Source organism: Verminephrobacter eiseniae EF01-2, assembly GCF_000015565.1.
GTDB lineage: Bacteria > Pseudomonadota > Gammaproteobacteria > Burkholderiales > Burkholderiaceae_C > Acidovorax > Acidovorax eiseniae.
Map to the genome: position 1 here is coordinate 2,991,639 of NC_008786.1, position 23,808 is coordinate 3,015,446.

26 protein-coding genes and 1 pseudogene are annotated in these 23,808 nt (G+C 68.0%); 15 read left to right on the plus strand and 12 right to left on the minus strand.

The window, feature by feature from the left end; all coding sequences use genetic code 11:
* The first annotated feature begins 122 nt into the window (after nt 1-122).
* Nucleotides 123-1,133 (plus strand): Bug family tripartite tricarboxylate transporter substrate binding protein, encoded by a 1,011-nt coding sequence (locus VEIS_RS12885; RefSeq protein WP_011810390.1) that lies wholly within the window; start codon nt 123-125, stop codon nt 1,131-1,133.
* 90 nt (nt 1,134-1,223) lie between these two features.
* A pseudogene (locus VEIS_RS31605) lies at nt 1,224-1,393 on the plus strand (tripartite tricarboxylate transporter substrate binding protein); the annotation flags it as partial.
* A 16-nt stretch (nt 1,394-1,409) separates the two neighbouring features.
* Here the strand turns inward: VEIS_RS31605 and VEIS_RS12890 are convergent.
* From VEIS_RS12890 to VEIS_RS12910, 5 genes are all read right to left on the minus strand, one after another.
* Nucleotides 1,410-1,688, minus strand: a complete 279-nt coding sequence (locus tag VEIS_RS12890) for a septum formation initiator family protein (RefSeq protein WP_011810391.1) — start codon at nt 1,686-1,688, stop codon at nt 1,410-1,412.
* 69 nt (nt 1,689-1,757) lie between these two features.
* On the minus strand, nt 1,758-3,044 hold the full coding sequence (gene eno, locus VEIS_RS12895; protein WP_011810392.1) for a phosphopyruvate hydratase: 1,287 nt from the start codon (nt 3,042-3,044) through the stop codon (nt 1,758-1,760).
* Nucleotides 3,045-3,107: 63 nt separating this feature from the next.
* Nucleotides 3,108-3,356 carry a DUF1330 domain-containing protein gene (locus VEIS_RS12900; RefSeq protein ID WP_011810393.1) on the minus strand — a complete coding sequence of 83 codons (249 nt, stop codon included), beginning with the start codon at nt 3,354-3,356 and terminating at the stop codon, nt 3,108-3,110.
* 69 nt (nt 3,357-3,425) lie between these two features.
* Entirely contained in the window at nt 3,426-4,283 is an 858-nt protein-coding gene (kdsA, locus tag VEIS_RS12905) for a 3-deoxy-8-phosphooctulonate synthase (RefSeq protein ID WP_011810394.1), read from the minus strand.
* A complete protein-coding gene (locus VEIS_RS12910; RefSeq protein WP_011810395.1) occupies nt 4,280-5,944 on the minus strand; it encodes a CTP synthase in 1,665 nt (554 codons plus the stop codon). Before VEIS_RS12910 ends, kdsA begins: the two co-directional genes overlap by 4 nt.
* Before the next feature lie 87 nt (nt 5,945-6,031).
* Between VEIS_RS12910 and coaBC the strand changes: the two genes are divergently transcribed.
* The 3 genes from coaBC to VEIS_RS12925 all read left to right on the plus strand — a co-directional run bounded on the left by coaBC (nt 6,032) and on the right by VEIS_RS12925 (nt 8,389).
* Entirely contained in the window at nt 6,032-7,255 is a 1,224-nt protein-coding gene (gene coaBC, locus VEIS_RS12915) for a bifunctional phosphopantothenoylcysteine decarboxylase/phosphopantothenate--cysteine ligase CoaBC (protein WP_011810396.1), read from the plus strand.
* Nucleotides 7,256-7,327: 72 nt separating this feature from the next.
* Nucleotides 7,328-7,774, plus strand: coding sequence for a dUTP diphosphatase (dut, locus tag VEIS_RS12920; protein ID WP_011810397.1), 447 nt, complete (start codon nt 7,328-7,330; stop codon nt 7,772-7,774).
* Nucleotides 7,775-7,867: 93 nt separating this feature from the next.
* On the plus strand, nt 7,868-8,389 hold the full coding sequence (locus tag VEIS_RS12925; RefSeq protein WP_011810398.1) for an outer membrane lipoprotein: 522 nt from the start codon (nt 7,868-7,870) through the stop codon (nt 8,387-8,389).
* A 63-nt stretch (nt 8,390-8,452) separates the two neighbouring features.
* On the opposite strand, the gene VEIS_RS12930 is transcribed toward VEIS_RS12925, so the two are convergent.
* Nucleotides 8,453-8,977, minus strand: coding sequence for an FKBP-type peptidyl-prolyl cis-trans isomerase (locus VEIS_RS12930; RefSeq protein ID WP_011810399.1), 525 nt, complete (start codon nt 8,975-8,977; stop codon nt 8,453-8,455).
* 68 nt (nt 8,978-9,045) lie between these two features.
* Here VEIS_RS12930 and VEIS_RS12935 point away from each other — a divergent pair, with 68 nt between their 5' ends.
* From VEIS_RS12935 to VEIS_RS28735, 4 genes are all read left to right on the plus strand, one after another.
* Nucleotides 9,046-10,227 carry a JmjC domain-containing protein gene (locus VEIS_RS12935; protein ID WP_011810400.1) on the plus strand — a complete coding sequence of 394 codons (1,182 nt, stop codon included), beginning with the start codon at nt 9,046-9,048 and terminating at the stop codon, nt 10,225-10,227.
* 15 nt (nt 10,228-10,242) lie between these two features.
* Nucleotides 10,243-10,635, plus strand: coding sequence for a thioredoxin family protein (locus tag VEIS_RS12940; protein ID WP_011810401.1), 393 nt, complete (start codon nt 10,243-10,245; stop codon nt 10,633-10,635).
* A 129-nt stretch (nt 10,636-10,764) separates the two neighbouring features.
* On the plus strand, nt 10,765-11,904 hold the full coding sequence (locus tag VEIS_RS12945; RefSeq protein ID WP_011810402.1) for an ABC transporter substrate-binding protein: 1,140 nt from the start codon (nt 10,765-10,767) through the stop codon (nt 11,902-11,904).
* 17 nt (nt 11,905-11,921) lie between these two features.
* A complete protein-coding gene (locus VEIS_RS28735) occupies nt 11,922-12,074 on the plus strand; it encodes a hypothetical protein (RefSeq protein ID WP_157048349.1) in 153 nt (50 codons plus the stop codon).
* 39 nt (nt 12,075-12,113) lie between these two features.
* Here VEIS_RS28735 and VEIS_RS12950 read toward each other — a convergent pair whose 3' ends face one another.
* The gene (locus tag VEIS_RS12950; RefSeq protein ID WP_011810403.1) at nt 12,114-12,479 is read right to left on the minus strand and encodes an Mth938-like domain-containing protein; all 366 of its coding nucleotides are present in this window, start codon (nt 12,477-12,479) and stop codon (nt 12,114-12,116) included.
* 121 nt (nt 12,480-12,600) lie between these two features.
* On the opposite strand from VEIS_RS12950, the gene VEIS_RS12955 reads away from it, so the two are divergent.
* From VEIS_RS12955 to VEIS_RS12980, 6 genes are all read left to right on the plus strand, one after another.
* A complete protein-coding gene (locus VEIS_RS12955) occupies nt 12,601-13,830 on the plus strand; it encodes a pyridoxal phosphate-dependent aminotransferase (RefSeq protein ID WP_011810404.1) in 1,230 nt (409 codons plus the stop codon).
* Between the two features lie 112 nt (nt 13,831-13,942).
* On the plus strand, nt 13,943-15,277 hold the full coding sequence (locus tag VEIS_RS12960; RefSeq protein WP_011810405.1) for a homoserine dehydrogenase: 1,335 nt from the start codon (nt 13,943-13,945) through the stop codon (nt 15,275-15,277).
* Nucleotides 15,278-15,302: 25 nt separating this feature from the next.
* On the plus strand, nt 15,303-16,853 hold the full coding sequence (gene thrC / locus VEIS_RS12965) for a threonine synthase (protein WP_011810406.1): 1,551 nt from the start codon (nt 15,303-15,305) through the stop codon (nt 16,851-16,853).
* A complete protein-coding gene (gene mobB, locus VEIS_RS12970) occupies nt 16,850-17,437 on the plus strand; it encodes a molybdopterin-guanine dinucleotide biosynthesis protein B (protein WP_041950020.1) in 588 nt (195 codons plus the stop codon). Before thrC ends, mobB begins: the two co-directional genes overlap by 4 nt.
* Complete coding sequence (locus VEIS_RS12975; protein WP_011810407.1) at nt 17,434-18,720, plus strand: molybdopterin molybdotransferase MoeA; 1,287 nt, start codon at nt 17,434-17,436, stop codon at nt 18,718-18,720. The genes mobB and VEIS_RS12975 overlap by 4 nt, the downstream gene beginning before the upstream one ends.
* Nucleotides 18,720-18,971, plus strand: a complete 252-nt coding sequence (locus tag VEIS_RS12980) for a MoaD/ThiS family protein (RefSeq protein ID WP_011810408.1) — start codon at nt 18,720-18,722, stop codon at nt 18,969-18,971. Before VEIS_RS12975 ends, VEIS_RS12980 begins: the two co-directional genes overlap by 1 nt.
* 300 nt (nt 18,972-19,271) lie before the next feature.
* Here VEIS_RS12980 and VEIS_RS12985 read toward each other — a convergent pair whose 3' ends face one another.
* The 5 genes from VEIS_RS12985 to VEIS_RS13005 are packed head-to-tail and all read right to left on the minus strand — an operon-like array spanning nt 19,272 to nt 23,808.
* The gene (locus VEIS_RS12985) at nt 19,272-20,438 is read right to left on the minus strand and encodes an ABC transporter substrate-binding protein (protein ID WP_011810409.1); all 1,167 of its coding nucleotides are present in this window, start codon (nt 20,436-20,438) and stop codon (nt 19,272-19,274) included.
* Between the two features lie 41 nt (nt 20,439-20,479).
* Nucleotides 20,480-20,944, minus strand: a complete 465-nt coding sequence (locus VEIS_RS12990) for an aromatic-ring-hydroxylating dioxygenase subunit beta (protein ID WP_011810410.1) — start codon at nt 20,942-20,944, stop codon at nt 20,480-20,482.
* Nucleotides 20,941-21,300 (minus strand): aromatic-ring-hydroxylating dioxygenase subunit beta, encoded by a 360-nt coding sequence (locus VEIS_RS30545; protein WP_011810411.1) that lies wholly within the window; start codon nt 21,298-21,300, stop codon nt 20,941-20,943. Before VEIS_RS30545 ends, VEIS_RS12990 begins: the two co-directional genes overlap by 4 nt.
* A complete protein-coding gene (locus VEIS_RS13000; RefSeq protein ID WP_011810412.1) occupies nt 21,297-22,622 on the minus strand; it encodes an aromatic ring-hydroxylating dioxygenase subunit alpha in 1,326 nt (441 codons plus the stop codon). The genes VEIS_RS30545 and VEIS_RS13000 overlap by 4 nt, the downstream gene beginning before the upstream one ends.
* Before the next feature lie 31 nt (nt 22,623-22,653).
* A complete protein-coding gene (locus tag VEIS_RS13005) occupies nt 22,654-23,808 on the minus strand; it encodes an ABC transporter substrate-binding protein (protein ID WP_011810413.1) in 1,155 nt (384 codons plus the stop codon).

Here is a 23,808-nt window from a genome sequence, read left to right on the forward strand (position 1 = left end):
GATGGCCAGCGCAGACCGACAGATGACCGATGACGCGACACGTAGAGTTCGCTCATCGCAGCAAGGGCCATGTGGATCCACCCTCGCGCTGCCACCATGAACGGATCCACAGGGGATATGCGATGACTGCCACCGTCTGCCAGACCCGCTCCGGGTCGATCGAGATGTCCTTTGCGCGCCTTGCCAGAGCCCTCGTCGCCTGTGCGCTGATCGTGGGTTTTGCAGCCCAGGCCCAGGGCTGGCCCGCCAAGCCCGTGCGGCTGGTCGTCGGCTTTCCACCGGGTGGCCTCGTCGACGCCGTTGCGCGCCAGTTGCAGCCGCGCCTGCAGGACGCGCTGGGCCAGACCGTGATCGTCGACAACCGTGGCGGTGCCGGCGGCACCCTGGCGGCGGTCGAGGTCGCGCGCGCGGCGCCCGATGGCCACACGCTGCTGATGGTGTTCGACAGCTACGCCACCTACCCGCTGGTCTATCCGACACTGGGCCTGGACATCGCCCGGGACCTGCAGCCGGTGACCCAGGTCGTGCGCAACCCGCTGGTGCTGGTGGTACATCCCAAGGTCGAGGCGCAGGACTTCCCCGGCCTGGTGCGCCTGCTCAAGGCGCAACCGGGGCGCTTGAACTACGCCAGCGTCGGTCCGGGGTCGAGCAATCACCTCACGGCCGAGTATTTCAAGGCCGTCAGCGGCACCTTCGTCACGCACATCCCCTACCGTGGCGGCGGCCCGGCCCGGCAGGACCTGCTGGGTGGGCAGGTCGAGATGATGTTCCTCTCGACCGTGCTGGCCCAGCCGTATGTGAACGCCGGCCGGCTGCGGGCACTGGCCCAGACCGGCGCGCAGCGTGTGGCCGCCTATGCCGAGGTGCCGACCGTGGCCGAGAGCGGGTACCCCGGTTTCGAGGTGAACTCCTGGGTCGGCCTGCTCGCCCCGGCCGGCACGCCACGGGCCGTGATCGACCGGTTGCAGGCCGAGGTGCGCAAGATCGTGACCGAGCCGGCCTTCCAGCAGCGTTTGCGCGAGCAGGGCCTGGCGGGCATTGCCAACACGCCCGAGCAGTTCGCCGCCGCGCTGCGCACCGAGCAGGACAAGTGGATCCGCCTGGTGCGCGAACGCCGCCTGAGTCTCGAATGACAGACATGGATGGCGCCCGACACGCCCGACGGACGGACGCGGCGTTGGCGCCGCCCGGCTGGCCGGGCATCGGTCCCTGCTGCCCGCGCCCTTGCGCTAGTGTCGCGTCACGGATCAGATGTCGTAGGCTGCGCGCAGCCATCGGAGCGCAGCGCAAGGCGCATCGCTTGCCAATACCGGGCGTATTGGCAAGCGATGCAACGCCGCGATGTGCTTCGATGGCCAGCGCAGACCGACAGATGATCGGTGACGCGACACCAGGGATGCCGGTGATCGTCAGTTCGGGGTGAACTGCACGTAGATTTCGTTGGGCTTGACCATGCCCAGCTCGCTGCGGGCTTGTTCTTCCACCATGTCCAGACCTTCGCGCAGGTCTTGCACCTCGGAGGCCAGGCGCGCGTTGGCTTGCTGCGCTTGCGCATTGGCGGCCTCTTGGGCATCGATTTGCCGCTGCATTCCGTTGACCAGCGGCACGCTGCCCCGCCCGAGCCACAGTTGGGCGTGCAGTCCGGCCAGCAGTGCCAGCAAGATGGTCGGGACGATGCGGGAGGCCATGGCGCGCGTTGGGGGGTCGGTGGGTGGGCGGGGCTGGCTGCGTCAGGCCGCAGGCGCTGCGGCAGCGGGTCAGCGCAGGTGGCGGAATGCGGCGCGGCCGGGGTATTGGGCGACTTCGCCCAGATCTTCTTCGATGCGCAGCAGTTGGTTGTACTTGGCGATGCGGTCGGAGCGGCTCAGCGAACCGGTCTTGATCTGGCCGGCGTTGGTGCCCACGGCGATGTCGGCAATGGTGCAGTCCTCGGTCTCGCCCGAGCGGTGCGAGATCACGGCGGTGTAGCCGGCGCGCTTGGCCATTTCTATCGCGGCAAAGGTTTCGGTCAGCGTGCCGATCTGGTTGATCTTGATCAGGATCGAGTTGGCGATGCGCTGGTCTATGCCTTGTTGGAGGAGCCGGGTGTTGGTCACGAACAGGTCGTCGCCCACCAGTTGCACCTTGTCGCGCAGGCGCTCGCTCAGTTGCTTCCAGCCGTCCTGGTCGCCTTCGTGCATGCCGTCTTCGATGCTGATGATGGGGTATTTGTCAACCCAGGCGGCCAGCATGTCGATCCATTGGGGGGCGCTGAGCTTCAGGCCGCCTTCGCCGTGCAGCACGTACAGGCCGTCCTGGTAGAACTCGCTGGCGGCGCAGTCCAGCCCCAGTGCGATTTGCTCGCCGGCGCTGTAGCCGGCGGCGGTGATGGCTTGCAGGATCAGGCGGATGGCCGCTTCGTGGTTTTCCACGCTCGGGGCAAAGCCGCCTTCGTCGCCCACGGCGGTGCTCATGCCCAGGTCGTGGATGATTTTCTTGAGCGCATGGAATACCTCGGCGCCCCAGCGCAGCGCCTCGCGAAAGTTCGGGGCGCCGACGGGGATGATCATGAATTCCTGCAAGTCCAGGCTGTTGTTGGCGTGCGCGCCGCCGTTGATCACGTTCATCATCGGCACCGGCAGTTGCACGCTGCCCATGCCGCCGAGGTAGCGGTACAGCGGCAGGCCCGATTCTTCTGCGGCGGCGCGGGCCACGGCCATGGAGACGGCCAGCATGGCGTTGGCGCCCAGGCGGCTTTTGTTCTCGGTGCCGTCCAGGTCGATCAGGGTCTTGTCGAGAAAGGCTTGCTCCGAGGCGTCCAGGCCGAGCACGGCTTCGGAGATTTCGGTGTTGACATGTTCCACCGCCTTGAGCACGCCTTTGCCTTGGTAGCGGCGCGGGTCGCCGTCGCGCATTTCGATGGCTTCGCGGCTGCCGGTGGAGGCGCCCGAGGGTACGGCGGCGCGGCCCATCACGCCCGATTCGAGCAGCACGTCGCATTCGACGGTGGGGTTGCCGCGGCTATCGAGCACTTCGCGGCCTACGATGTCAACGATGGCACTCATGGTGTTCCTTCCTATTTTTGCAACCGGGAAACTGGAGCCGGCGGGCGATTATAGCTATTGTTTTTATAGTAAATCAGGTTCTTGGCAGCCCTCCGCGCAGACCATGCGCACCACGGCAGCGTCTTTGCGCGCGGCCCTGGCTTTGCGGTATTCGGGGCTGTCATGAAAAGCCTGCGCGGCGGCAACGCTGGGGAATTTCAGCACCACGGCGCGGCCCGGGTCCCCGTCGCCTCCGAGCACCTGCACCTGCACCTGCACCTGCACCTGCACCTTGCCGCCACGCACGCACACTTGCGCGCCATGGGTCTGCATGGCTGCTCGTATGGCCCGGGGTCGGCGACGGTGGTGGAGGCGATGATGCCGGCACTGCGCATGGTGTTTTCAGGCTCCGAAGCGGTTTTCGAGAAAGCCGTGGCGCTTGGTGACGCCATCGAGCGCCACCAGCGTTTCCAGCAGGGCTTGCATATGCTTGAGCGGCACGGCGTTGGGGCCGTCCGACAGTGCCCGGTCCGGGTCGGGGTGGGTTTCCATGAAGATGCCGGCGACCCCTGCGGCCACGGCGGCGCGGGCCAGCACCGGCACCATTTCGCGCTGGCCGCCACTGCGGCTGCCCTGGCTGCCGGGCAGTTGCACGCTGTGCGTGGCGTCGAACACCACGGGGGCGCCGCTGGCGCGCATGATGGCCAGGCTGCGCATGTCGCTGACCAGGTTGTTGTAGCCAAAGCTGGCGCCGCGCTCGCAGGCCATGAAGCGGTCTTCGGACAGGCCGGCCTGCCGGGCGGCGGCACGGGCTTTGTCGATGACGTTGTGCATCTCATGGGGCGCGAGGAACTGGCCTTTTTTGATGTTCACCGGCTTGCCGCAGCGGGCTGCGGCGCTGATGAAGTCCGTCTGGCGGCACAGGAAGGCCGGGGTTTGCAGCACATCCACCACCTGCGCGGCGGCGGCGATGTCGTCCTCGGTGTGCACGTCGGTGAGCACCGGCAGGGCCAGCTCGCGCCGCACCCGGGCCAGGATTTCCAGGCCCTTGTCGCGGCCCGGGCCACGGTAGCTGCTGCCTGAGCTGCGGTTGGCCTTGTCGAAGCTGCTTTTGAAGATGAACGGCATGCCCAGGCGGGCGGTGATCTCCCGTAGCTGGCCGGCCACATCCATTTGCAGTTGCGCGGATTCGATCACGCAGGGGCCGGCAATCAGGAACAGGCGCTGTTCCAGGCCGACATCGAAGCCGCAGAGTTTCATGCCGGGCCCTCGTGCCGCGCCTGATGGCGTGCCTTGGCGGCGGCGATGAAGGAGTTGAACAGCGGATGCCCGTTCCAGGGCGTGGACTTGAACTCGGGGTGGAACTGCACGCCGATGAACCAGGGGTGCATGCTCTGCGGTAGTTCGACGATTTCGGTGAGCTGCTCGCGCTGCGTCAGCGCTGCAATCACCAGACCGGCCTTGCGCAGCGGCTCCAGGTAGTTCACGTTGGCCTCGTAGCGGTGGCGGTGGCGCTCGGTCACCACGTCGCCGTAGATGCGGTGGGCCAGCGTGCCGGCCAGGACATCGGAGCTTTGCGCGCCCAGGCGCATGGTGCCGCCCAGGTTCGAGTCCTGATCGCGCTGCTGTATGCTGCCGTCGGCATCTTGCCACTCGGTGATCAGCGCGATCACCGGGTGCGGCGTGGCGGGGTCGAATTCGGTGCTGTTGGCGTTGGCCAGTCCCGCCACGTGGCGGGCGTATTCGATGGTGGCCACCTGCATGCCCAGGCAGATGCCCAGGTAGGGCAGCTTGTGCTCGCGCGCATAGCGGGCCGTGGCGATCTTGCCTTCCACGCCGCGCTGCCCGAAGCCGCCGGGCACCAGGATGGCGTCGTACCGGGCGAGCCTGGCTGCGGCGTCGGCGCTGTCGATGGTCTCGGAGTCGACATGGTCGATCTGCACCCGCACATGGTTGCGCATGCCCGCGTGGCGCAGCGCCTCGTTGACCGACTTGTAGCTGTCTGACAGATCCACGTATTTGCCGACCATGGCCACGGTGACCGCGCCTTGCGGATGCTCGGTCGCGTAGACCAGATCATCCCAGCGCTGGAGGTTGGTGGGGCGCGTGTTCAGGCGCAGTTTGTCGCAGATCAGGCCGTCCAGGCCCTGCTCGTGCAACATGCGCGGCACTTTGTAGATGATGTCCACGTCCCACATGCTGATCACGCCCCATTCGGGCACGTTGGTGAACAGCGAGATCTTGGCGCGCTCTTCGCCGGGAATGCGGCGGTCGGCGCGGCACAGCAGGGCGTCGGCCTGGATGCCGATCTCGCGCAGCTTTTGCACCGTGTGCTGCGTGGGCTTGGTCTTGAGCTCGCCGGCGGTGGCGATCCAGGGCAGGTAGGTCAGGTGCACGAAGGTGCTGTTGTTCGCGCCCATGCGCAGGCTCATCTGGCGCACGGCTTCCAGGAACGGCAGCGACTCGATGTCGCCCACCGTGCCGCCGATTTCGACAATCGCCACATCCACCGCAACGGGCGTTCCCATGCCGGCGCCGCGCTGTATGAATTCCTGGATCTCATTGGTGACATGGGGGATGACCTGCACGGTCTTGCCCAGGTAGTCGCCGCGGCGCTCCTTTTCCAGCACGGACTGGTAGATCTTGCCCGTGGTGAAATTGTTGGCCCGGTTCATCCGGGTTTCGATGAAGCGCTCGTAGTGGCCCAGGTCGAGATCGGTTTCTGCGCCGTCGTCGGTGACGAACACCTCGCCATGCTGAAACGGCGACATGGTTCCCGGATCGACATTGATGTAGGGGTCGAGCTTGATGAGGGTGACTTTCAGGCCGCGCGATTCCAGGATCGCGGCCAGGGAGGCTGAGGCGATTCCCTTGCCCAGGGAAGACACCACACCGCCGGTGACGAAGACGAATTTGGTCATATAAGGCCGTGGTAGAGCGCGATTATAGGAGGCGCTCCGGCGCCACCCGAGCGCCCCGGTGTGCCCGCGTCTGCTAAATTGCGCCCCATGCACGAGCTTGCCGGCAAACACATCGTTTTGGGTCTGAGCGCCGGCGTGGCCTGTTACAAGGCGGCCGAACTGTGCCGCCTGCTGGTCACCGAGGGGGCGAGCGTGCAGGTGGTGATGACCGAGGCGGCGCGGCAGTTCATCACCCCGGTGACCATGCAGGCCCTGTCGGGGCGGCCGGTCTACGGCTCGCAGTGGGATGAGCGCGAGGGCGACGGCATGCCCCACATCCACCTGAGCCGCAAGGCCGACGCGATGCTGATCGCGCCTTGCAGCGCCGACTTCGTTGCGCGCCTGGCGCAAGGCCGGGCGGACGAGTTGCTCAGCCTGGCCTGCCTGGCCCGCCCGGCGCAGCGCGTGCCGCTGCTGCTGGCCCCGGCGATGAACCGCGAGATGTGGGCCCACCCGGCCACCCGGCGCAATCTGGCCCAGGTGGTGCAAGACGGCGCGGTGGTGCTGGGCGTCGGCAGCGGCGAGCAAGCCTGCGGCGAAACCGGTGCTGGCCGCATGCTGGAACCGCAGGAACTGCTCGACGAACTGCTGGCCTTCTTCGCCCCCAAGCTGCTGGCCGGGCGCCGGCTGCTGGTGACGGCCGGGCCGACGTTCGAGGCCATGGACCCGGTGCGCGGCATCACCAACCTGTCCAGCGGCAAGATGGGCTTTGCGCTGGCCCGCGCCGCCCGCGAAGCCGGGGCCGAGGTCACGCTGGTGGCCGGGCCGGTGCATCTGACGACACCGCGCGGCGTGCGCCGGGTGGATGTGCAATCGGCGCAAGAAATGCTGGTCGCGGTCGAGCAGCATATCCAGGACGCCGGTGTTTTCATGGCCACGGCGGCGGTGGCCGATTGGCGGCCTGCGCAGCAGTCCGGGCGCAAGATCAAAAAGGACGGCTCGGGGCAGCCGCCGGTGCTGGACTTTGTCGAAAACCCCGACATCCTGGCCACGCTGGCCCGGTCGGCGCGCGCGCTCGAAGGAGCGCTGTTCTGTGTGGGTTTCTCGGCCGAAAGCCACGACCTGTTGGCCAATGCCACGGCCAAGCGCGCGCGCAAGGGCGTGCCGTTGCTGGTGGGCAATATCGGCCCGGCCACCTTCGGCCGGGATGACAATGCCCTGCTGCTGGTCGATGCCGATGGGCACCGCGAACTGCCCCGCGCCTCCAAGCGCGTGCTGGCGCAGCAACTGATCGCCGAGGTCGCAGCGCGCTTGCCGCCGCTGCCGTCCTGATGGCCGTCGCACAGCGGCTGCGGCAGACGGCCCGATGGCGCCCGGGCCGGCAACACAAGGAAACGAGCCAACGTGAAGATCGACATCAAGATTCTGGACCCGCGCATCGCGGATCGATTGCCCGGCTACGCCACCCCCGGCAGCGCGGGCCTGGACCTGCGCGCCTGCCTGGATGCGCCTTTGACATTGCAGCCCGATGCCTGGCAACTGGTGGCGACCGGCATCTCGGTGTTCATCAAAGACCCGGGCTACGCCGCGTTGATCCTGCCGCGCTCGGGCCTGGGCCACAAGCATGGCATCGTGCTGGGCAACCTGGTGGGGTTGATCGACAGCGACTACCAGGGGCCGCTGATGGTCAGCGCCTGGAACCGCAGCCAGCAGGCGTATACGCTCTTGCCGATGGAGCGGCTGGCACAACTGGTCATCGTGCCTGTGGTTCAGGCGCAGTTCAATGTGGTCACCGAGTTTGCTGCGACCGGGCGCGGGGCGGGCGGTTATGGGTCTACCGGCACGGCCTGAGCGGCGGTGCCGGACGGCGCCGGCCTTGCGCGGCGGTGGTGGTCGACGCACGGCGGGCCGGCTCCCGTCGGGCCGGATTTTCAGGAGGTCGACATGCAGTCAATGATCCGTTCTTGCTCCCGCTCTTGCATCCGTTGCGGCACCGTGGTCGGCGCGGCCGCCGTGCTGTGCACCCTGGCTGCCTGCGGCCATCAGCGCGCGGCCCCGCCAGCCACGTACCCGGGGGCTTATTCGATCCCCGCCCATCCGGCCGGACCGGCGGCCACCGAATATGGCCGCATCGCCAACATCCAAATGCTGCCCGCCCGCCCTCGGCAGGGCCAGACTTCCGGGGCCGGCGCGGTGCTGGGGGCGGTGGTCGGTGGCGTGCTGGGCAACCAGATTGGCGCGGGCACGGGTCGCGCAGCGGCCACGGCCGTGGGCGTTCTGGGCGGTGCGGTGGCCGGCGATGCGATCGAAAGCCGGCAGCAGCGCGAGGAATACGTCCCGGGGGGCTATCGCCTGTTCGTCCAATTGGACCGAGGGGGCCAGCGCGCCTACGACGTGAGCAGCCCGGGCGATCTGCGCATCGGCGACCGCGTGCGCCTGTACAACGGCCAAATCTCGCGCTGGTGATGGGCCGCCTGCCGGGCACGGCCCTCTGAGCCTGGCGCGCTGCGCGCACCACGACCGGGCCGCTCAGTGCTGCCGCGCACTGCCGGGCACCTGGGGCGGCATCCGAAAGAAACCCGGCCCGACGCTGCCCCGGCCGATTTCTTCGTCCGTGGCGGCGCGCACCGCCTGCACCGTCAATTGCAGGCGCAGCGCAATGCCCGCCAGCGGGTGGTTGCCGTCGAGCACCACATGCTCCGGGTAGATTCCGGCCACGGTGTAGCAAGCGCTGCGCGGCACATCCGGGCTGCAGGCTGCCGGCAAGGCCAGGCCATCGATCCTCATGCCTTCCTCGATGTCGGCGGGAAAGAGCGAGCGCGGCTCCAGCCACAGCAATTGCTCGTCGAAGTCGCCAAAGGCTTCCTCGGGTTCGAGGTGCAGCGCCAGCGTGGCACCAGCGCCGTGGGCTTGCAAAGCCTCTTCGATACGGGGCAACAGATCGTCGCCGCCGACCAGGAACTCCACGGGTTCATCGAGCACATCGAGTTCTTCGCCCAGGCTGTCCTTGAGTGTCCAGGTCAGTGCGACCACGCATCGTCGGGTGATTTCCATAGGACAATTGTCGCATCGACCCACCGGCCTTGGCGCTGTTTCACCACTGCTTCACGCCCACCCCATCCATGGACATCCGGCAACCCCTTGCGCTGCTCGGCGGCCTCAGCCCCGTGCAATTCATGCGCCGCCATTGGCAAAAAAAGCCCCTGCTGGTGCGCCAGGCCATCCCCGGGTTCGCGCCGCCGGTGTCGCGTGCCGATGTGTTCGCGCTGGCGGCCCGGGAGGGCGTGGAATCCCGGCTGGTGCAGTTGCGCCAAGGGGTCTGGAGCCTGCGCCATGGGCCGCTGCCGCGCCGCGCATTGCCGGCGTTGCAGCAGCCCGGCTGGACCTTGCTGGTGCAGGGCGTGGACCTGCACGACGACGCGGTGCATGCGCTGATGCAGCAGTTTCGCTTTGTGCCCGAGGCGCGGCTCGATGACCTGATGATCAGCTACGCCAGCAACGGCGGCGGCGTGGGGCCGCATTTCGACAGCTACGACGTGTTCTTGCTGCAGGCCCATGGCCAGCGCCGCTGGCGCATAGGCCGGCAAAAGGATTTGACGCTGCGCGCGGACATCCCGTTGAAAGTGCTGGCGCAGTTCGCGCCTGAACAGGAGTTCGTGCTCGATCCGGGGGACATGCTGTACCTGCCGCCGCGCTACGCCCACGACGGCATCGCCCAGGGGGAGTGCATGACCTGGTCGATCGGTTTTCGCGCGCCTGCACGCGCAGAACTGGCACGGGAGTTGTTGCTGCGCATCGCAGAGGATGCGGGCGATGAGGGCGATGCGGACGATGCGGGTGATCGGGGCCGTCCCCGGCGCTACCGCGACGCGGGCCAGCGGGCGACTGCGCAGCCGGCCGCGATGGCCCCCCGCCTGCAAGATTTCGCCCGCGCCGCATTGGCGCGCGCGCTGGCCCGGCCGTTGGCGCTGGAGCGCGCGCTGGGCGAGTATTTGACGGAGCCCAAGCCCTGCGTATGGTTCGAGCCCGGTGCCGACGCCGGTGCCGACGGTGCGCCGTGCCATGGGCTGCGTCTGGATCGGCGCAGCCGCATGTTGTACGACGCGCAGCATGTCTTCATCAACGGCGAGAGCTACCGCGCCGCAGGGCGCGACGCCAAGCTGATGCGGCGCCTGGCCGATCGGCGCCAGCTCGGCGCGCGCGATCTGGAGCGCGCCAGCGCTGCCGCGCGGCAATGGCTTTGCTCCTGGTGCGCTGCGGGCTGGGCCCATGGCCTGGCGGCTGACGACCCGGCGTTGCGTTGATGGAAAGCCCGCGCCATGCAGCCCGATGCCCCGAACGCCGCCGCCGACCCGTGGTGGGCCATCTGCCTGTGCCCGGACTGGTGCGGCGCCTGCCGCGACTACCGATCGTCGTTTGACGCCCTGGCGCGCGCGCATCCCGGCGTGCGCTTCGAATGGGTGGACATCGAGGACGAGGCCGACATCGCCGGCGATCTGGAATTCGAGACCTTCCCCACGCTGCTGATCGGCCATCGCCGCCGCGCCCTTTTCCTGGGCCCGCTGCTGCCGCGGGCGCCGGTGCTGGAGCGGCTGTTGGGCAGTTTGCAGGCCGCGCACCAAGGCGCCGACCAAGGCGGGCATGGCCCGACGCAGGCGGGCGCGCAGGCGCAAGAACTGTTCGATCGCGTGCGCGCGGCGCGGCGCGGCTGAGGTTACAAAACCGTACACCGGCTTTGCGTGGCCATGCTAGATTCAAGCCGCCTGAATGTTCGCCAGAACCGCCCGCACAGATAGATGGTAGCGCCCCGGTCAGAGGGGCTTTTTTTGGGGAGGAAGCCGATGCGCCCGATTCGCCTGCTCTGCCGTGCCGTGCTGCTGCTCGTGGTGTTGTCAGTGGGTTCCATGGCCAGTTCCCAGATCGTGCTGGGCCAGATCGGTCCTTTCACCGGGCCGCTGGCTGCCGATGCGGCCGGGCTGAACCAGGGCATCAAGGCCTATCTGGCCCAGGCCAACAAGGCCGGGGGCATCAGGGGGCAAAAGCTCACGCTGTTCGAGGCCGATGACCGTTTCAGCGGCGAAGGCTTTGCCGAGCAGTTCCCGAAGGCGATGGAGAAAAAGCCCCTGGCGCTGATCTCGCCGATGGGTTCGGCCGCCATCAAGCGCATGCTCGACGACAAATTGCTCGATACCGCACCGGTGGTGGTGGTCAACGGCGTGCCCGGTGCCGAAAGCCTGCGCACGCCGGGGCATCCGAAGTTCTTTCACGTCCGGGCCGGCGACAAGCAGGAGATCGAAGAAATCGTCAGCCATGCGCAGATGCTGGGCATGAGCAAATTGGCGACGCTCTACCAAGACCTGCCCACCGGCACCTCGGGCATGGCCGTGGTGCAAGAGGCCGTGAAGACAGTGCCCGGCGGCAAGATCGAACTCAATGGTGTCAAGTCCGGCCCCGATGCTGCGGCGCTGGCGGCTGCCGCCCGGCAGATCGCCGCGCTGGGCGCGCAGGGCGTGCTGGTCATCGGCCCGCCGCCGTTCATCGTCGCCGGCATTGCGGCTTTGCGCAAGGCGGATGTAACGCAGCCGCTCTTTGTGCTCTCTTACGTGTCCGCCGCGCAGATCGTCAAGGTGGTGGGGGTTGCGGGTGCGCGCGGCGTCGGCATTGTGCAGGCCTTTCCCGACCCCAACGACAAGATGCTGCCGGTGCAGCGGGAGTTTCAGGCGGCGATGAAAGAAGCCTTTCCGCAGATGCAGGAATACACGGAGTTTCAGCTCGAAGGCTATCTGTCGGCGCGCACGGTGGGCGAGGCCCTCAAGCACCCGAAGAACACCGGCCTGAGCGCAGCCAACCTGGCGGCCACGCTGTCGACAATGGGCGAAATCGACATCGGCGGCTTTCACCTGGATTTTTCCAAGGGCAATGCGGGCAGCCGGTATGTGAACATCGGCGTGATCGGCCGCGACGGGCAGGTGTACTACTGATGCGGCTGCGCCCTCTAGTGTCGCGTCACCGATCATCTGTCGGTCTGCGCTGGCCATCGAAGCGCATCGCGGCGTTGCATCGCTTGCCAATACAGCTCGGTATGGGCTGCGCGATGCGCCTTGCGCTGCGCTCCGATGGCTGCGCGCAGCCTACGACATCTGATCCGTGACGCGACACTAGCGCCAGCGCGGGGCGTTTTTGCGCCGGATCACAGAATCAGCGCTGCGACCACTTTGCGCCCCTCGTGGGCCAGCAGGTTGTAGGTGCGGCAGGCGGCGGGGGTGTCCATGGTCTCCAGGCCCATGCGGCGCGCCATCAGCGGTGCCAGCCAGGCCGGCGCCGGAAAGCGGTTGCGGGGGCCGCTGCCAAAGATGATCAGTTCCGCGTCCAGGCCGGCCAGTTGCGCGAAATGCCCGGCGCCCAGGTCTTCAAAGCGCGCGCAGGGCCATGCCTGGCGCAGGCCGCTGGCGCCGATCAGGACGCTGTGGCTGATCTTGTCCGCGCCGATGCGGATCCAGCCCGGGCCGTAGCCGCTGATGATTTGCGCGTCGCTGTGGTCGGGCTGGAATTTCATGGCTGTCGGCAGCGCGGCGGGGCGCCGGAACCGCTGCTGATCTGTGGTCAAATTATAGGCATCGCCCGGGTGCCCGAAACCTGCCCCTGACTGCTGCCCCATCGCCCACCACTGCCAGCGCATGAAAGTCGTCCACAAATCCGCCAAGCTCGCCAACGTTTGCTACGACATTCGCGGTCCGATCATGGACGCGGCCAAGCAGATGGAGGAAGACGGGCACAAGATCATCAAGCTGAACATCGGCAACCTGGCCGTGTTCGGCTTCGATGCCCCCGAGGAAATCCAGCTCGACATGATCCGCAACCTGCCCCATTCCTCGGGCTATTCGGACAGCAAGGGCATTTTCGCGGCGCGCAAGGCGGTGATGCACGAGACGCAAAAGCAGGGCCTGGCGGGGGTCACGCTCGACGACATCTACCTGGGCAATGGCGCCAGCGAACTCATCGTGATGGCCACCAATGCGCTGCTCGACGCCGGCGACGAACTGCTGCTGCCCGCGCCCGATTACCCGCTGTGGACGGCCGCCGCCAGCCTCTCGGGCGGCACGCCGGTGCATTACCTGTGCGACGAGGCCCGGGGCTGGATGCCGGACCTCGACGACATCCGCGCCAAAATCAGCCCCCGCACCAAGGGCATCGTGGTCATCAACCCGAACAACCCCACCGGAGCGCTGTACCCGGAGTCGCTGCTCGAAGACCTGGTGCAGATCGCGCGCACCCATGGCCTGGTGATCTTCGCCGACGAGGTCTACGACAAGGTGCTGTACGACGGCGCCAGGCACCGGGCCATCGGTTCATTGAGCCAGGATGTGCTGACGCTGACGTTCAACTCGCTGTCCAAGAGCTACCGCTCCTGCGGCTACCGCGCCGGCTGGCTGGTGGTCTCGGGCGACAAGAAGCCGGCGCGCGACTACATCGAGGGTCTGAACATGCTCTCGAACATGCGGCTGTGCTCGAACGTGCCCGGCCAATGGGCGATACAGACGGCCCTGGGGGGCTTTCAGAGCATCAACGAGTTGGTCGGCGAAGGCGGGCGCCTGCGCCGGCAGCGCGACCTGGCGTATGAGCTGATCACGGCGATTCCGGGCGTGAGCTGCGTCAAGCCGAGCGCGGCGCTGTACATGTTCGCGCGCCTCGACCCGGCCCTGTACCCGATCGCCGACGATCAGCAGTTCTTCCTGGAACTGCTGCAAGAGACCAAGGTGATGCTGGTCCAGGGCACGGGCTTCAACTGGCCGACGCCGGACCATTTCCGCATCGTGTTCCTGCCGCATGAGGATGACCTGCGCGAGGCCATCGGCCGCGTGGCGCGGTTCCTCGCGCAGTACCGCAAGCAGTGGGAGCGAATGTAGCGCCCGCATGTGGCGCTCGAGGATGCGGCGCGCATCTCCCGGCGCAGGCTCCGGCGGCCGGCCCGCGAGGGGCCAGGCCCCCTTTTTCAAAAACCGATAAGTCAGTCAACGCATGAAACCCATTCAAGCAGGTCTGCTCGGCCTGGGCACCGTCGGTGGCGGTGTGTTCGACGTGCTGCGGCGCAACCAGGACGAAATCAGCCGCCGCGCCGGCCGGGGCATTCAGATCACCATGGTCGCGGCCCGGGATGTGGCGCGCGCGCAAAGCCTGGTCGGCCCCGATGTGCAGGTGCTCGGCGATGCCAGCGCGATCATCGCCAACCCGGACATCGCCATCGTCATCGAACTGATCGGCGGCTGCGGCATTGCCAAGACGCTGGTGCTTGAGGCCATTGCGGCCGGCAAGCATGTGGTCACGGCGAACAAGGCGCTGCTGGCCGTGCATGGCAGCGAGATCTTCGCGGCCGCATCGGCCCGGGGCGTGATGGTGGCTTTCGAGGCCGCCGTGGCCGGGGGCATCCCCATCATCAAGGCGTTGCGCGAGGGGCTGACCGCCAACCGCATACAGTGGCTCGCCGGCATCATCAATGGCACGACCAACTTCATCCTGTCCGAGATGCGCAGCCAGGGCCGCGATTTCGATGTGGTGCTCGAGGAGGCGCAGCGCCTGGGCTACGCCGAGGCCGACCCCGGCTTCGACATCCAGGGCGTGGATGCGGCCCACAAGCTCACGCTGATGAGCGCGATCGCGTTCGGCATTCCGGTGCAGTTCGACAAGGCCCATGTGGAAGGCATCACGGCGCTGGCGACGGCCGACATCCGCTACGCCGAGCAACTGGGCTACCGCATCAAGCTGCTGGGCATCACCAAGCGCGTCGACAAGGGGGTGGAACTGCGCGTGCACCCCTGCCTGGTGCCGGCCAAGCGCCTGATCGCGAATGTCGAAGGCGCGATGAACGCCGTGGTGGTGCAAGGCGACGCCGTCGGCACCACGCTGTACTACGGCAAAGGCGCGGGCGCCGAGCCGACCGCCAGCGCCGTGATTGCCGACCTGGTGGACATCGCCCGCCTGCACACCGCCGACCCCGAGCACCGCGTGCCGCACCTGGCCTTCCAGCCCCATACCCTGGCCGACGCGATGGACGCGCTGCCGGTGCTGCCGATGAGCGAAGTGGTCACCAGCTACTACCTGCGCTTGCGCGTGGCCGACCAGGCCGGCGTGCTGGCCCAGGTCACCGGCCTGCTGGCCGAGGCCGGGGTGAGCATCGATGCCGTGCTGCAGCGCGAAGCCGACGAGGTAGGCGGCGCAGGCTCGGCCCAGACCGATCTGATCATCCTCACGCACGACACGCGCGAAGGTACGATGGACGCCGTCATGGCCCGGATGCAGGCCCTGACGACAGTGCTGGCGCCGATCACACGCCTGCGCAAGGAAGCACTGAACTGAATGCGAATACCGACCGGCTTGCACCATGAAATACATCAGCACCCGTGGCCAGGCAGGGCGCAGACCGTTTTGCGACATCCTGCTCGAGGGCCTGGCCCCCGACGGCGGCCTGTACCTGCCCGAGCATTACCCGCAGATCGATGACGCAGCCCTGACGCGCTTGCGCCAGGTCTGGCACGAGCAGGGCTACGCCGAACTGGCATACCAGTTGCTGTCGCTGTACATCGACGACATTCCCGCCGCCGACCTGCGGGCGCTGTGCGCCAAGACCTACATCGCCGAAGTCTTCGGCAGCCGCTCCATCGTGCCGCTGCGCCCGCTCGAAGCCGGCCTGTGGCTGCAAGCACTGTCCAACGGCCCGACGCTGGCCTTCAAGGACCTGGCCATGCAGTTGCTGGGCCATTTGTTCGAGTACGAACTGGCGCGCCGTGGCGAGCAACTGAACATCCTGGGCGCCACCAGCGGCGACACCGGCAGTGCGGCCGAATACGCGCTGCGCGGCAAGACCGGCGTGCGCGTATTCATGACCAGCCCGGATGGCCGCATGAGCGCCTTCCAGCAGGCGCAGATGTTCAGCCTGCAAGACGCCAACATCCACAACCTGGCCATCGACGGCGTGTTCGACGACTGCCAGGACATCGTCAAGGCCGTCAGCCGCGACCAGACCTTCAAGCGCAGGCACCGGATCGGCACCATCAACTCCATCAACTGGGCGCGCCTGCTGGCGCAGGTGGTGTACTACTTTGCCGGCTACCTGCAAGCCAGCGCAAGCAACGCGCAGCAGGTCAGCTTCACGGTGCCCAGCGGCAACTTCGGCAATGTCTGCGCCGGCCATGTGGCGCGCATGATGGGCCTGCCCATCGACCGGCTGGTGGTGGCCACCAACGAGAACGATGTGCTCGACGAATTCTTTCGCACCGGCGTCTACCGCGTGCGCAGCAGCGCCGATACGCGCGCCACCTCCAGCCCCTCGATGGACATCAGCAAAGCCAGCAACTTCGAGCGCTTCGTGTTCGACCTGCTCGGCCGCGACGGCGCGCGCGTCGAGACGCTGTTCGGCCAGACCCTGGCCACCCGGGGCCGGATCGACCTGAGCGGCGACCCGCGCTTTGCCGAAGCCGCAACGCGCTACGGTTTTGCCAGCGGCAAGAGCACCCATGCCGACCGGCTGGCGACCATCCGCGACAACCACCAGCGCCATCGCGTCACGCTGGACCCCCACACCGCCGACGGGGTGAAGGTGGCGCGCGAGCACTTGGCGCAGAGGGCGCGCGAGCGCCCGGCGCAAGACCCGCCCGCAGCGCCGATGATCGTGCTGGAGACGGCGCTGCCGATCAAGTTCGCCGCGACCATCATCGAAGCCCTGGGCCAGGCGCCCGAGAGACCCGCGCAGTTCGCCGGCATCGAAAACCTGCCCCGGCGCGTGCAGCGGCTGCCTGCCGATGCGCAACAGGTCAAAGCCTATATCGAGCGCCACTGCACGGCGGATGCGGATGCGGGCGCCAAACCGCAGGCGCCGGGCGCCAGCAGCGCCGGGCGCGATGACTGCCATGCCCCCATGGGGAGCGATGGATGAAAGTCGCAGGTTTTGCCGGCTTTTCCGGCAGTGGCAAAACCACGCTGATCGAGCAACTGATCCCGGCGCTGCGGCGGCAGGGACTGCGCGTGTCGGTGGTCAAGCATGCGCACCACCGTTTCGACATCGACCACCCGGGCAAAGACACTTACCGCCACCGCGAGGCCGGCGCCTTCGAGGTGGTGGCGGCGTCCGACCGGCGGCTGGCGCTGATGCGCGAATTCGAGCAAGCCACCACGCTCAGCGTGCACCAGTTGCTGGCCGAACTCTGCCAGGACGTGGACTGGGTGCTGGTCGAGGGCTTCAAGGGCAGCGATCTGCCCAAGATCGAAGTCTGGCGCCCCCCGCATCCAGGCGAGACCGGCGCGCCCGGGCGCCAACCCGAACCCGTGCGCTACCCCGGGGACGACTGCGTGGTCGCCGTGGCCACCAACGCAGCGCACCGCCTGCCCGTGCCGACGACGCTGCCCGTGCTCGACCTCGACGCCCCGGACCAGGTCGCCGGCTGGCTGATCCGGCAAGGACAGCGCTTCGGGTACGAGCGGCCACTGCATGGAGGAAGGCTGCGATGCGCCCCGCAATGAAACCCCTGAAACCCCTGGACGAAGCACTGGCCGAGCTACTGGCCCAGGCCCGGCCCCTGCCGGCCACCGACCAGGTGAGCACGCTCGACGCCGATGGCCGCGTGCTGGCGCAAGACTGCATCTCGGCGCTGCAAGTGCCGGCGCAGGACAATAGCGCGATGGACGGCTACGCCGTGCGCTGCGCCGATGTAACGGCACCGGGCAGCGTCTTGCCGGTAGCGCAGCGCATCACCGCAGGCAGCGCCTGCGCAGCGCTGCCACCAGGCAGCGCCGCGCGCATCTTCACCGGCGCCCCGATGCCTGCGGGAGCCGACGCCATCGTGTTGCAGGAAGACTGTCAGGCCCTGGCCGTCGAGCGCCAGACGCCATCCGGCAGCGCTCAGATGCCCTCCGGCAGCGGCCAGACATCGCCCGATCACGGCCTGGGCCAGGTGCAGATCAACGCCCGGCCCCAGCCCGGCCAATGGCTGCGCCATGCGGGCGAAGACATTCGCCGTGGCGCCGTGGTGCTGACGGCCGGCACGCGCCTGACGCCGGCTACGCTGGGCCTGGCCGCCAGCATCGGCCTGGACCGGCTGCAAGTGGCGCGCCGCCCACGGGTGGCGCTGTTTTCCACCGGCGACGAACTGGTCATGCCCGGCACCGTGCCGCCCGGGCAGATGCGCCCCGGCGCCATCTACAACAGCAACCGATTCTTCCTGCGCGCGATGCTGCTGCGCCTGGCATGCGAGGTGAGCGACCTGGGCATCGTCCCCGACCAGCGCGAGGCCACCGAACAAGCCCTGCAGGCCGCCAGCGCTGCGCATGACCTGATCCTGACCAGTGGCGGCGTCTCGGTGGGCGAAGAAGACCATGTCAAACCCGCCGTTCAGGCGCTGGGGCGGCTGGACCTGTGGCAGATCGCGATCAAGCCCGGCAAACCCTTCGCCTACGGCCGGGTCGGGCCGGCGCACTTCATCGGGCTGCCCGGCAACCCGGTGTCGAGCTTTCTGACCTTTGCGTTGCTGGTGCGGCCCTTTGTGCTGCGCTTGCAGGGCATGACCGACGTGGCCCCGAAACCCATCGCCGCCAGCGCCCGTTTCGCCTGGCCCAAGGCCGATCAGCGCCGCGAATTCCTGCGCGTGCGCCAGCACCCGATGGGCGGGTTGGAACTGTTTGGCAACCAAAGCTCCGGCGTGCTCAGTTCCGCCGCCTGGGGCGACGGCGTGGTCGACAACCCGGCCGGCCAGACCATTGCACCGGGCGACAGCGTGCAGTTCATTGCGTTTTCGCAACTGCTGTGATGAAGGTCACGCTGCGTTACTTCGCCGCCATCCGCGAGGCCATGGGCCAGGGCAGCGAGTCCGTAGAGACGACGGCGGCCACGCTGGGCGCGCTGCGCGACGAGCTGATCGCCCGTGGCGGCGCCCCGGCCGCCAGCCTGGCCCGCCACCGGGCCGTGCGCATGGCGCTGAACCAGTGTCTGAGCGAGGAAACAGCCCCCCTGATCGACGGGGCCGAGGTCGCGTTCTTTCCACCCGTGACCGGCGGGTGATGGGCGCGGGCGGGCGCAGTCGGGTGCAGGCGGGCGCGGACTGGGCGCGGGCACGCAAAGGGGGCGCCACAGGCGCGGAGGCCGCCTCTGCAGAAAGTTGCCGGGCCAGGCGTACCAGCGCTGCGCCGCCACGATACGGGCGACGCAGCCGGCCACCGCCGGCGCGGTGGACGTGGTCCAACGCACTGCGGGGTGGCACGGTCTTTACTCCTCGATCAAGACGCCTGTCGGGGCACCGGCGGGCCAAAAAAACCCGTCACGCGGCGGATGCGTCCGTCGCGGGCGGATTCAGCCAGCGCTTCAAGGAGCGAGCTTCCATTGGCTGTTGTCGAGCCTGACGATCACGCGGGCGCGTTCGTCCACGCCGTAGAGGCTGCCGGGCTTGAAGTTGTAGACGCCGTGTGTGCCCACCACTTCCTTCGTGCTGACGATGGCGTCGCGCAGCGCCACGCGGAACTCGGGCGTGCCCGGTTGCGCCTTTTTCATTGCGCGCGATGCGGCGTCGGCGAACACCAGCCAGGCGTCGAACGAGTAGGCCGAGAAGGCATCGCTCGTCGGCGCCTGGTGCACCTTCCGGAATGCCGCGCGGAAGCTGGCCGCGATCTTCCTGGTCGGGTGGTCGGGCGGCAACTGCTCGGCCACGATCACCGGGCCGGTCGGCATCAGCGCGTTCTGGCCGGCTGTGCCGACCACGCGCACGAAGTCGGGGTTGATCAGGCCGTGCTGGCCGTACACACCCCCTTTGAAGCCGCGCTCTTGCAGCGCCAGGAACGGCAGCGCGCCCGGCGTGCCGGAGCCGCCGGTCATGACCGCGTCGGGCCGCAGCGCGACGAGCTTGAGCACCTGTCCGGTCACCGACGGGTCGGCGCGCGCATAGCGCTCGTTGCCCACCACCTCGATGCCGGCGCCGGACGCCGCCTTCATCAGCGTGTCGTACACCAGGTCGCCCCAGGCGTCGGAAAAGCCGATGTAGCCCACCGTCCGCACCTTGTTGCGCTTCATGCGTTCGACGACCGCGTCGATCATCAACTGCACCGGCTGCGCCACGGTGACCACCCACGGGTTCTCGTTCGGGTCGAGCAAGATGGGCGTCAGGCCGATCATGGGCGTCTTCGCCTCCTTGCCCACCTGCGCCATGGCGATGGCCGCCGGCACACCGGAGGTGCCCATCAGCAAGTCGACCTTTTCTTCCTCGATCAGTTTGCGCGCGTTGCGCCCGGCGCTGCTCGGGTCCGAGCCGTCGTCCAGCACGATGAGCTGGACCTTGCGGCCATCCACCGCGGGTTGGTAGGCCAGCGCGGCCTGCATGCCCTTGGCGTAGGGCACGCCGACCGAGGAGTTCGGCCCCGACAGCGACACGCTCAGACCGACCTTCAGGTCGCCCGCCTGCGCGCTCGCAACGCACCAGGCGGCCAGCGCCGCAGCGAGTGCGCCGCGTGTCCAGGTCTGCATCAGGCGCTGCTTCATGTCGTGGCTCCGGTGGGGTGGTGGGGTGGTGGGCAGGTGGTTCAAATGAACAACTGGATCGCCGGCAATGCGCGCCCGGCGCCGAGCAGATCGATGCGCTTGGCGCGGATCGACCAACCGGCGGGCGTGCGCACCAGGTGGTGGCGCGCCGTGCCGCTCAGCAGGGTCTGCTCCTGGCCGCGCGCCTCGACGTAGAGGAACGGCGTGCGCAGCCATGCCTGGCCGTCTGCTTCGCGTTCGATGCGCGCCGCAGACAGCACGTGCTGGCTGTGGCTGGCCGGGTGCTGCGAATGCGCGCGCGGGTTCTGCAGGCGCTGCACGCGCAATTGCAGCAGCAGCCGGTCTTCATAGGCCAGCGAGTTGTGCGAATACGGGTCGGCCTGCGCCGCGCCGAGCAGCGGCACCCAGTAGTGGCCGTCGGCGGTGAACAGGGCGAGCCATTCGTCGAACCGGCGCTCGTCGAGCAGCGCCGCCTCGTGGGCGACGAAATCGCGCGGATCGTTCATGGCCCGGCCGCCATGCCTGCCACCATCGACTGGGCCCAGGCGCGGAACTGGTTGCGCATCAGCAGTTCGTTCGTGCCGTTGGTGGTCACGCTGGCCTGCTGCGTCTCGGTGGCGTCGTGGTTGCGGTGCAGGCTGACCCACTCGTTGCCGTCGGCGCGCAGGCCCTGCTGGAGCAATTGCAGCAGCAGCCGGTCTTCATAGGCCAGCGAGTTGTGCGAATACGGGTCGGCCTGCGCCGCGCCGAGCAGCGGCACCCAGTAGTGGCCGTCGGCGGTGAACAGGGCGAGCCATTCGTCGAACCGGCGCTTGTCGAGCAGCGCCGCCTCGTGGGCGACGAAATCGCGCGGATCGTTCATGGCCCGGCCTCCATGCCTGCCACCATCGACTGGGCCCAGGCGCGGAACTGGTTGCGCATCAGCAGTTCGTTCGTGCCGTTGGTGGTCACGCTGGCCTGCTGCGTCTCGGCGGCGTCGTGGTTGCGGTGCAGGCTGACCCACTCGTTGCCGTCGGCGCGCAGGCCCTGCTGGATGCTCTCGAACAGGTGCACATCGTCGTGCGCGAGCACCGACATCGGCGAGAACACGAGGCGGTTGTAGCTCATCGCGCGCTCGAACAGCAGCGCCGGCGCGCCAGCCGCGCGCAGGCTCCAGGCCTCGATCAGCGTGCGGTTGGCCGCCAGCGGCCGGATCACGCGGATGGCCTGCGGCGAGCCTTTGACGGACAGGCTCGGATAGAAGACCGCGTTTTGCGGCGCGCGTTGCAATATCTCGGCGGCGCGCGCCGGGCCGTGCGCGGTGCGCAGCGCGGCTTCGTATTCGGGCAACGGCGCGTAGTTGGAGTGGATGCTGAAGTTCACGCCCAACTCGCTGTGGCCGTTGGCGAACACGCGCGCGCCCATGGCGTCGAAGAATTCGTGGCCCGAGCCGAACGGCAATATCTGCTCCAGCGCCATCGGCTTGGGGGCGCCGGGGTCGTGGCTGTCCCGCAGCGCCCGGGCCGCATGGATGGCCGACTCGTGCGTCGACATCGGGTGCACCGTGTCGTTGATGTTCTCCAGGTAGATCTTCCAGTTGCAGTGGATGATGTTGCGCAGCACGCCGCCGCCGACGCTGAGCCGGCCTTCGGGTGAGCGCTCGACCATGTCGTCGATGGCGCCCAGCACCGGGCCGAAGTAGTCCTCGAACGAGGGGCCGGTATCGGACAGCCGCACGAAGACGAAGTCGCGGTACAGCTTCAGATGCTTGACCACCGACAGCCCCTGCCCCGATGCGCAGGCTTTGAGCTGCGTGCCTTCGTAGCCGTTTTTCAGCGGCAGCCCGAGCGGCGCGCCGTCGAGCTGGTAGGTCCATGCGTGGTAGGGGCAGCGCAAGAAGCGGCCGGTGTTTCCGCTCTCGTCCGTGAGCAACTGCGCGCCTTTGTGGGCGCAGCGGTTGTACAGCGCGCGCACTGCGCCGTCGGGCTGGCGCACCATCAGCAGCGGCCGCCCGGCGATGTCTTGCGCGACAAAGTCGCCAGGCTCGGGCACCTGGCTCGCGTGGCCCAGGAAGAGCCAGGTGTTGGCGAACAGGTGCTGTCGTTCGAGCGCGAAAAGCTCCTCGCTCAGGTACAGGTCGCGGTGCACCCGGTCGCCCTGCACCAGCGCTGCGACGCGATCGGGACGGTCGCGATAGACGGTCATGGCGCTGTGCCCGGTGGCTTGGGCGGTGGGGCTACGGCACCAGTTTCCATTGGCCTTTGTCGAGCTGGACGACGACGCGCGAGCGCTCGTCCGAGCCATAGCGGTCGGTCGGCTTGAAGTTGTAGACGCTGTGCGCGCCGACCAACTCCCTGGTGCCCACGATGGCATCGCGCAGCGCCAGCCGGAACTGCGCCGTGCCAGGCTCGGCCTTGCTGGCGAGCGCGCGCTGCGCGGCATCGAGGTAGATCGTCCAGGCATCGAAGCTGTAGGCCCAGAAGGTGTCGGTGGGCGCAGCGCCTTCGGACTTTTGGTAGGCGGCGCGAAACTCCAGCGCGACCTTCTTCATCGGGTGGGTGTCAGGCAGTTGCTCGGCCACCACCACCGGCCCCGTGGGCACCTGCACGCCTTGGACCGACGGGCCGCCGACACGGATGAAGTCGGGGTTGATCAGCGAGTGCATGCCGTAGATCTTGCCCTTGTAGCCGCGCTCGGCCAGCGCCAGGTATGGCAGCGCGCCGGGCGTGCCCGAGGCGCCGGTGATCACCGCGTCGGGGCGCAGCGCGACGATCTTGAGCACCTGTCCGGCCACCGACGAAGCGCTGCGCGCATAGCGCTCGTTGGCCACCACTTCGATGCCGGCCGCAGGCGCCGACTTGGTGAGCGCGTCGTACACCAGGTCGCCCCAGGAGTCGGAAAAGCCGATGTAGGCCAGCGTCTTCACGCCGGCCTGCTTCATCTTCTCGACCATCGCGCTCATCATCAATGGCGCGGGCTGCGGCAATGTCACCATCCACGCGCCCTCCGCGCCGGGCAGGTCGGCGTTGGCGATGGCGATCAGCGGCGTCTTCGTCTCGCGCGCCACGCTGGCAATGGCCAGCGTGGCCGGCGCGCCGGCCGAGCCGATGATGACGTCGACCTTGTCTTCCTCGATCAGCTTGCGCGCATTGCGCGCGGCCGTGGACGGGTCGGAGGCATCGTCGAGCGCGATCAACTGCACCTTGTGGCCCCCCACCTGCGAGCGGTAGGCCAGCGCGGCCTTCATGCCCTTGTCGTATGCAATGCCGAGCGACGACACCGGCCCCGACAGCGAGGTGATGAAGCCGACTTTCAGATCGGCGGCCTGTGCGCCCGCAGCGCCCAGGAGCGCAGCGAGGGCGAGTGTGTGAATGTGGCGCAGGACTTTCAT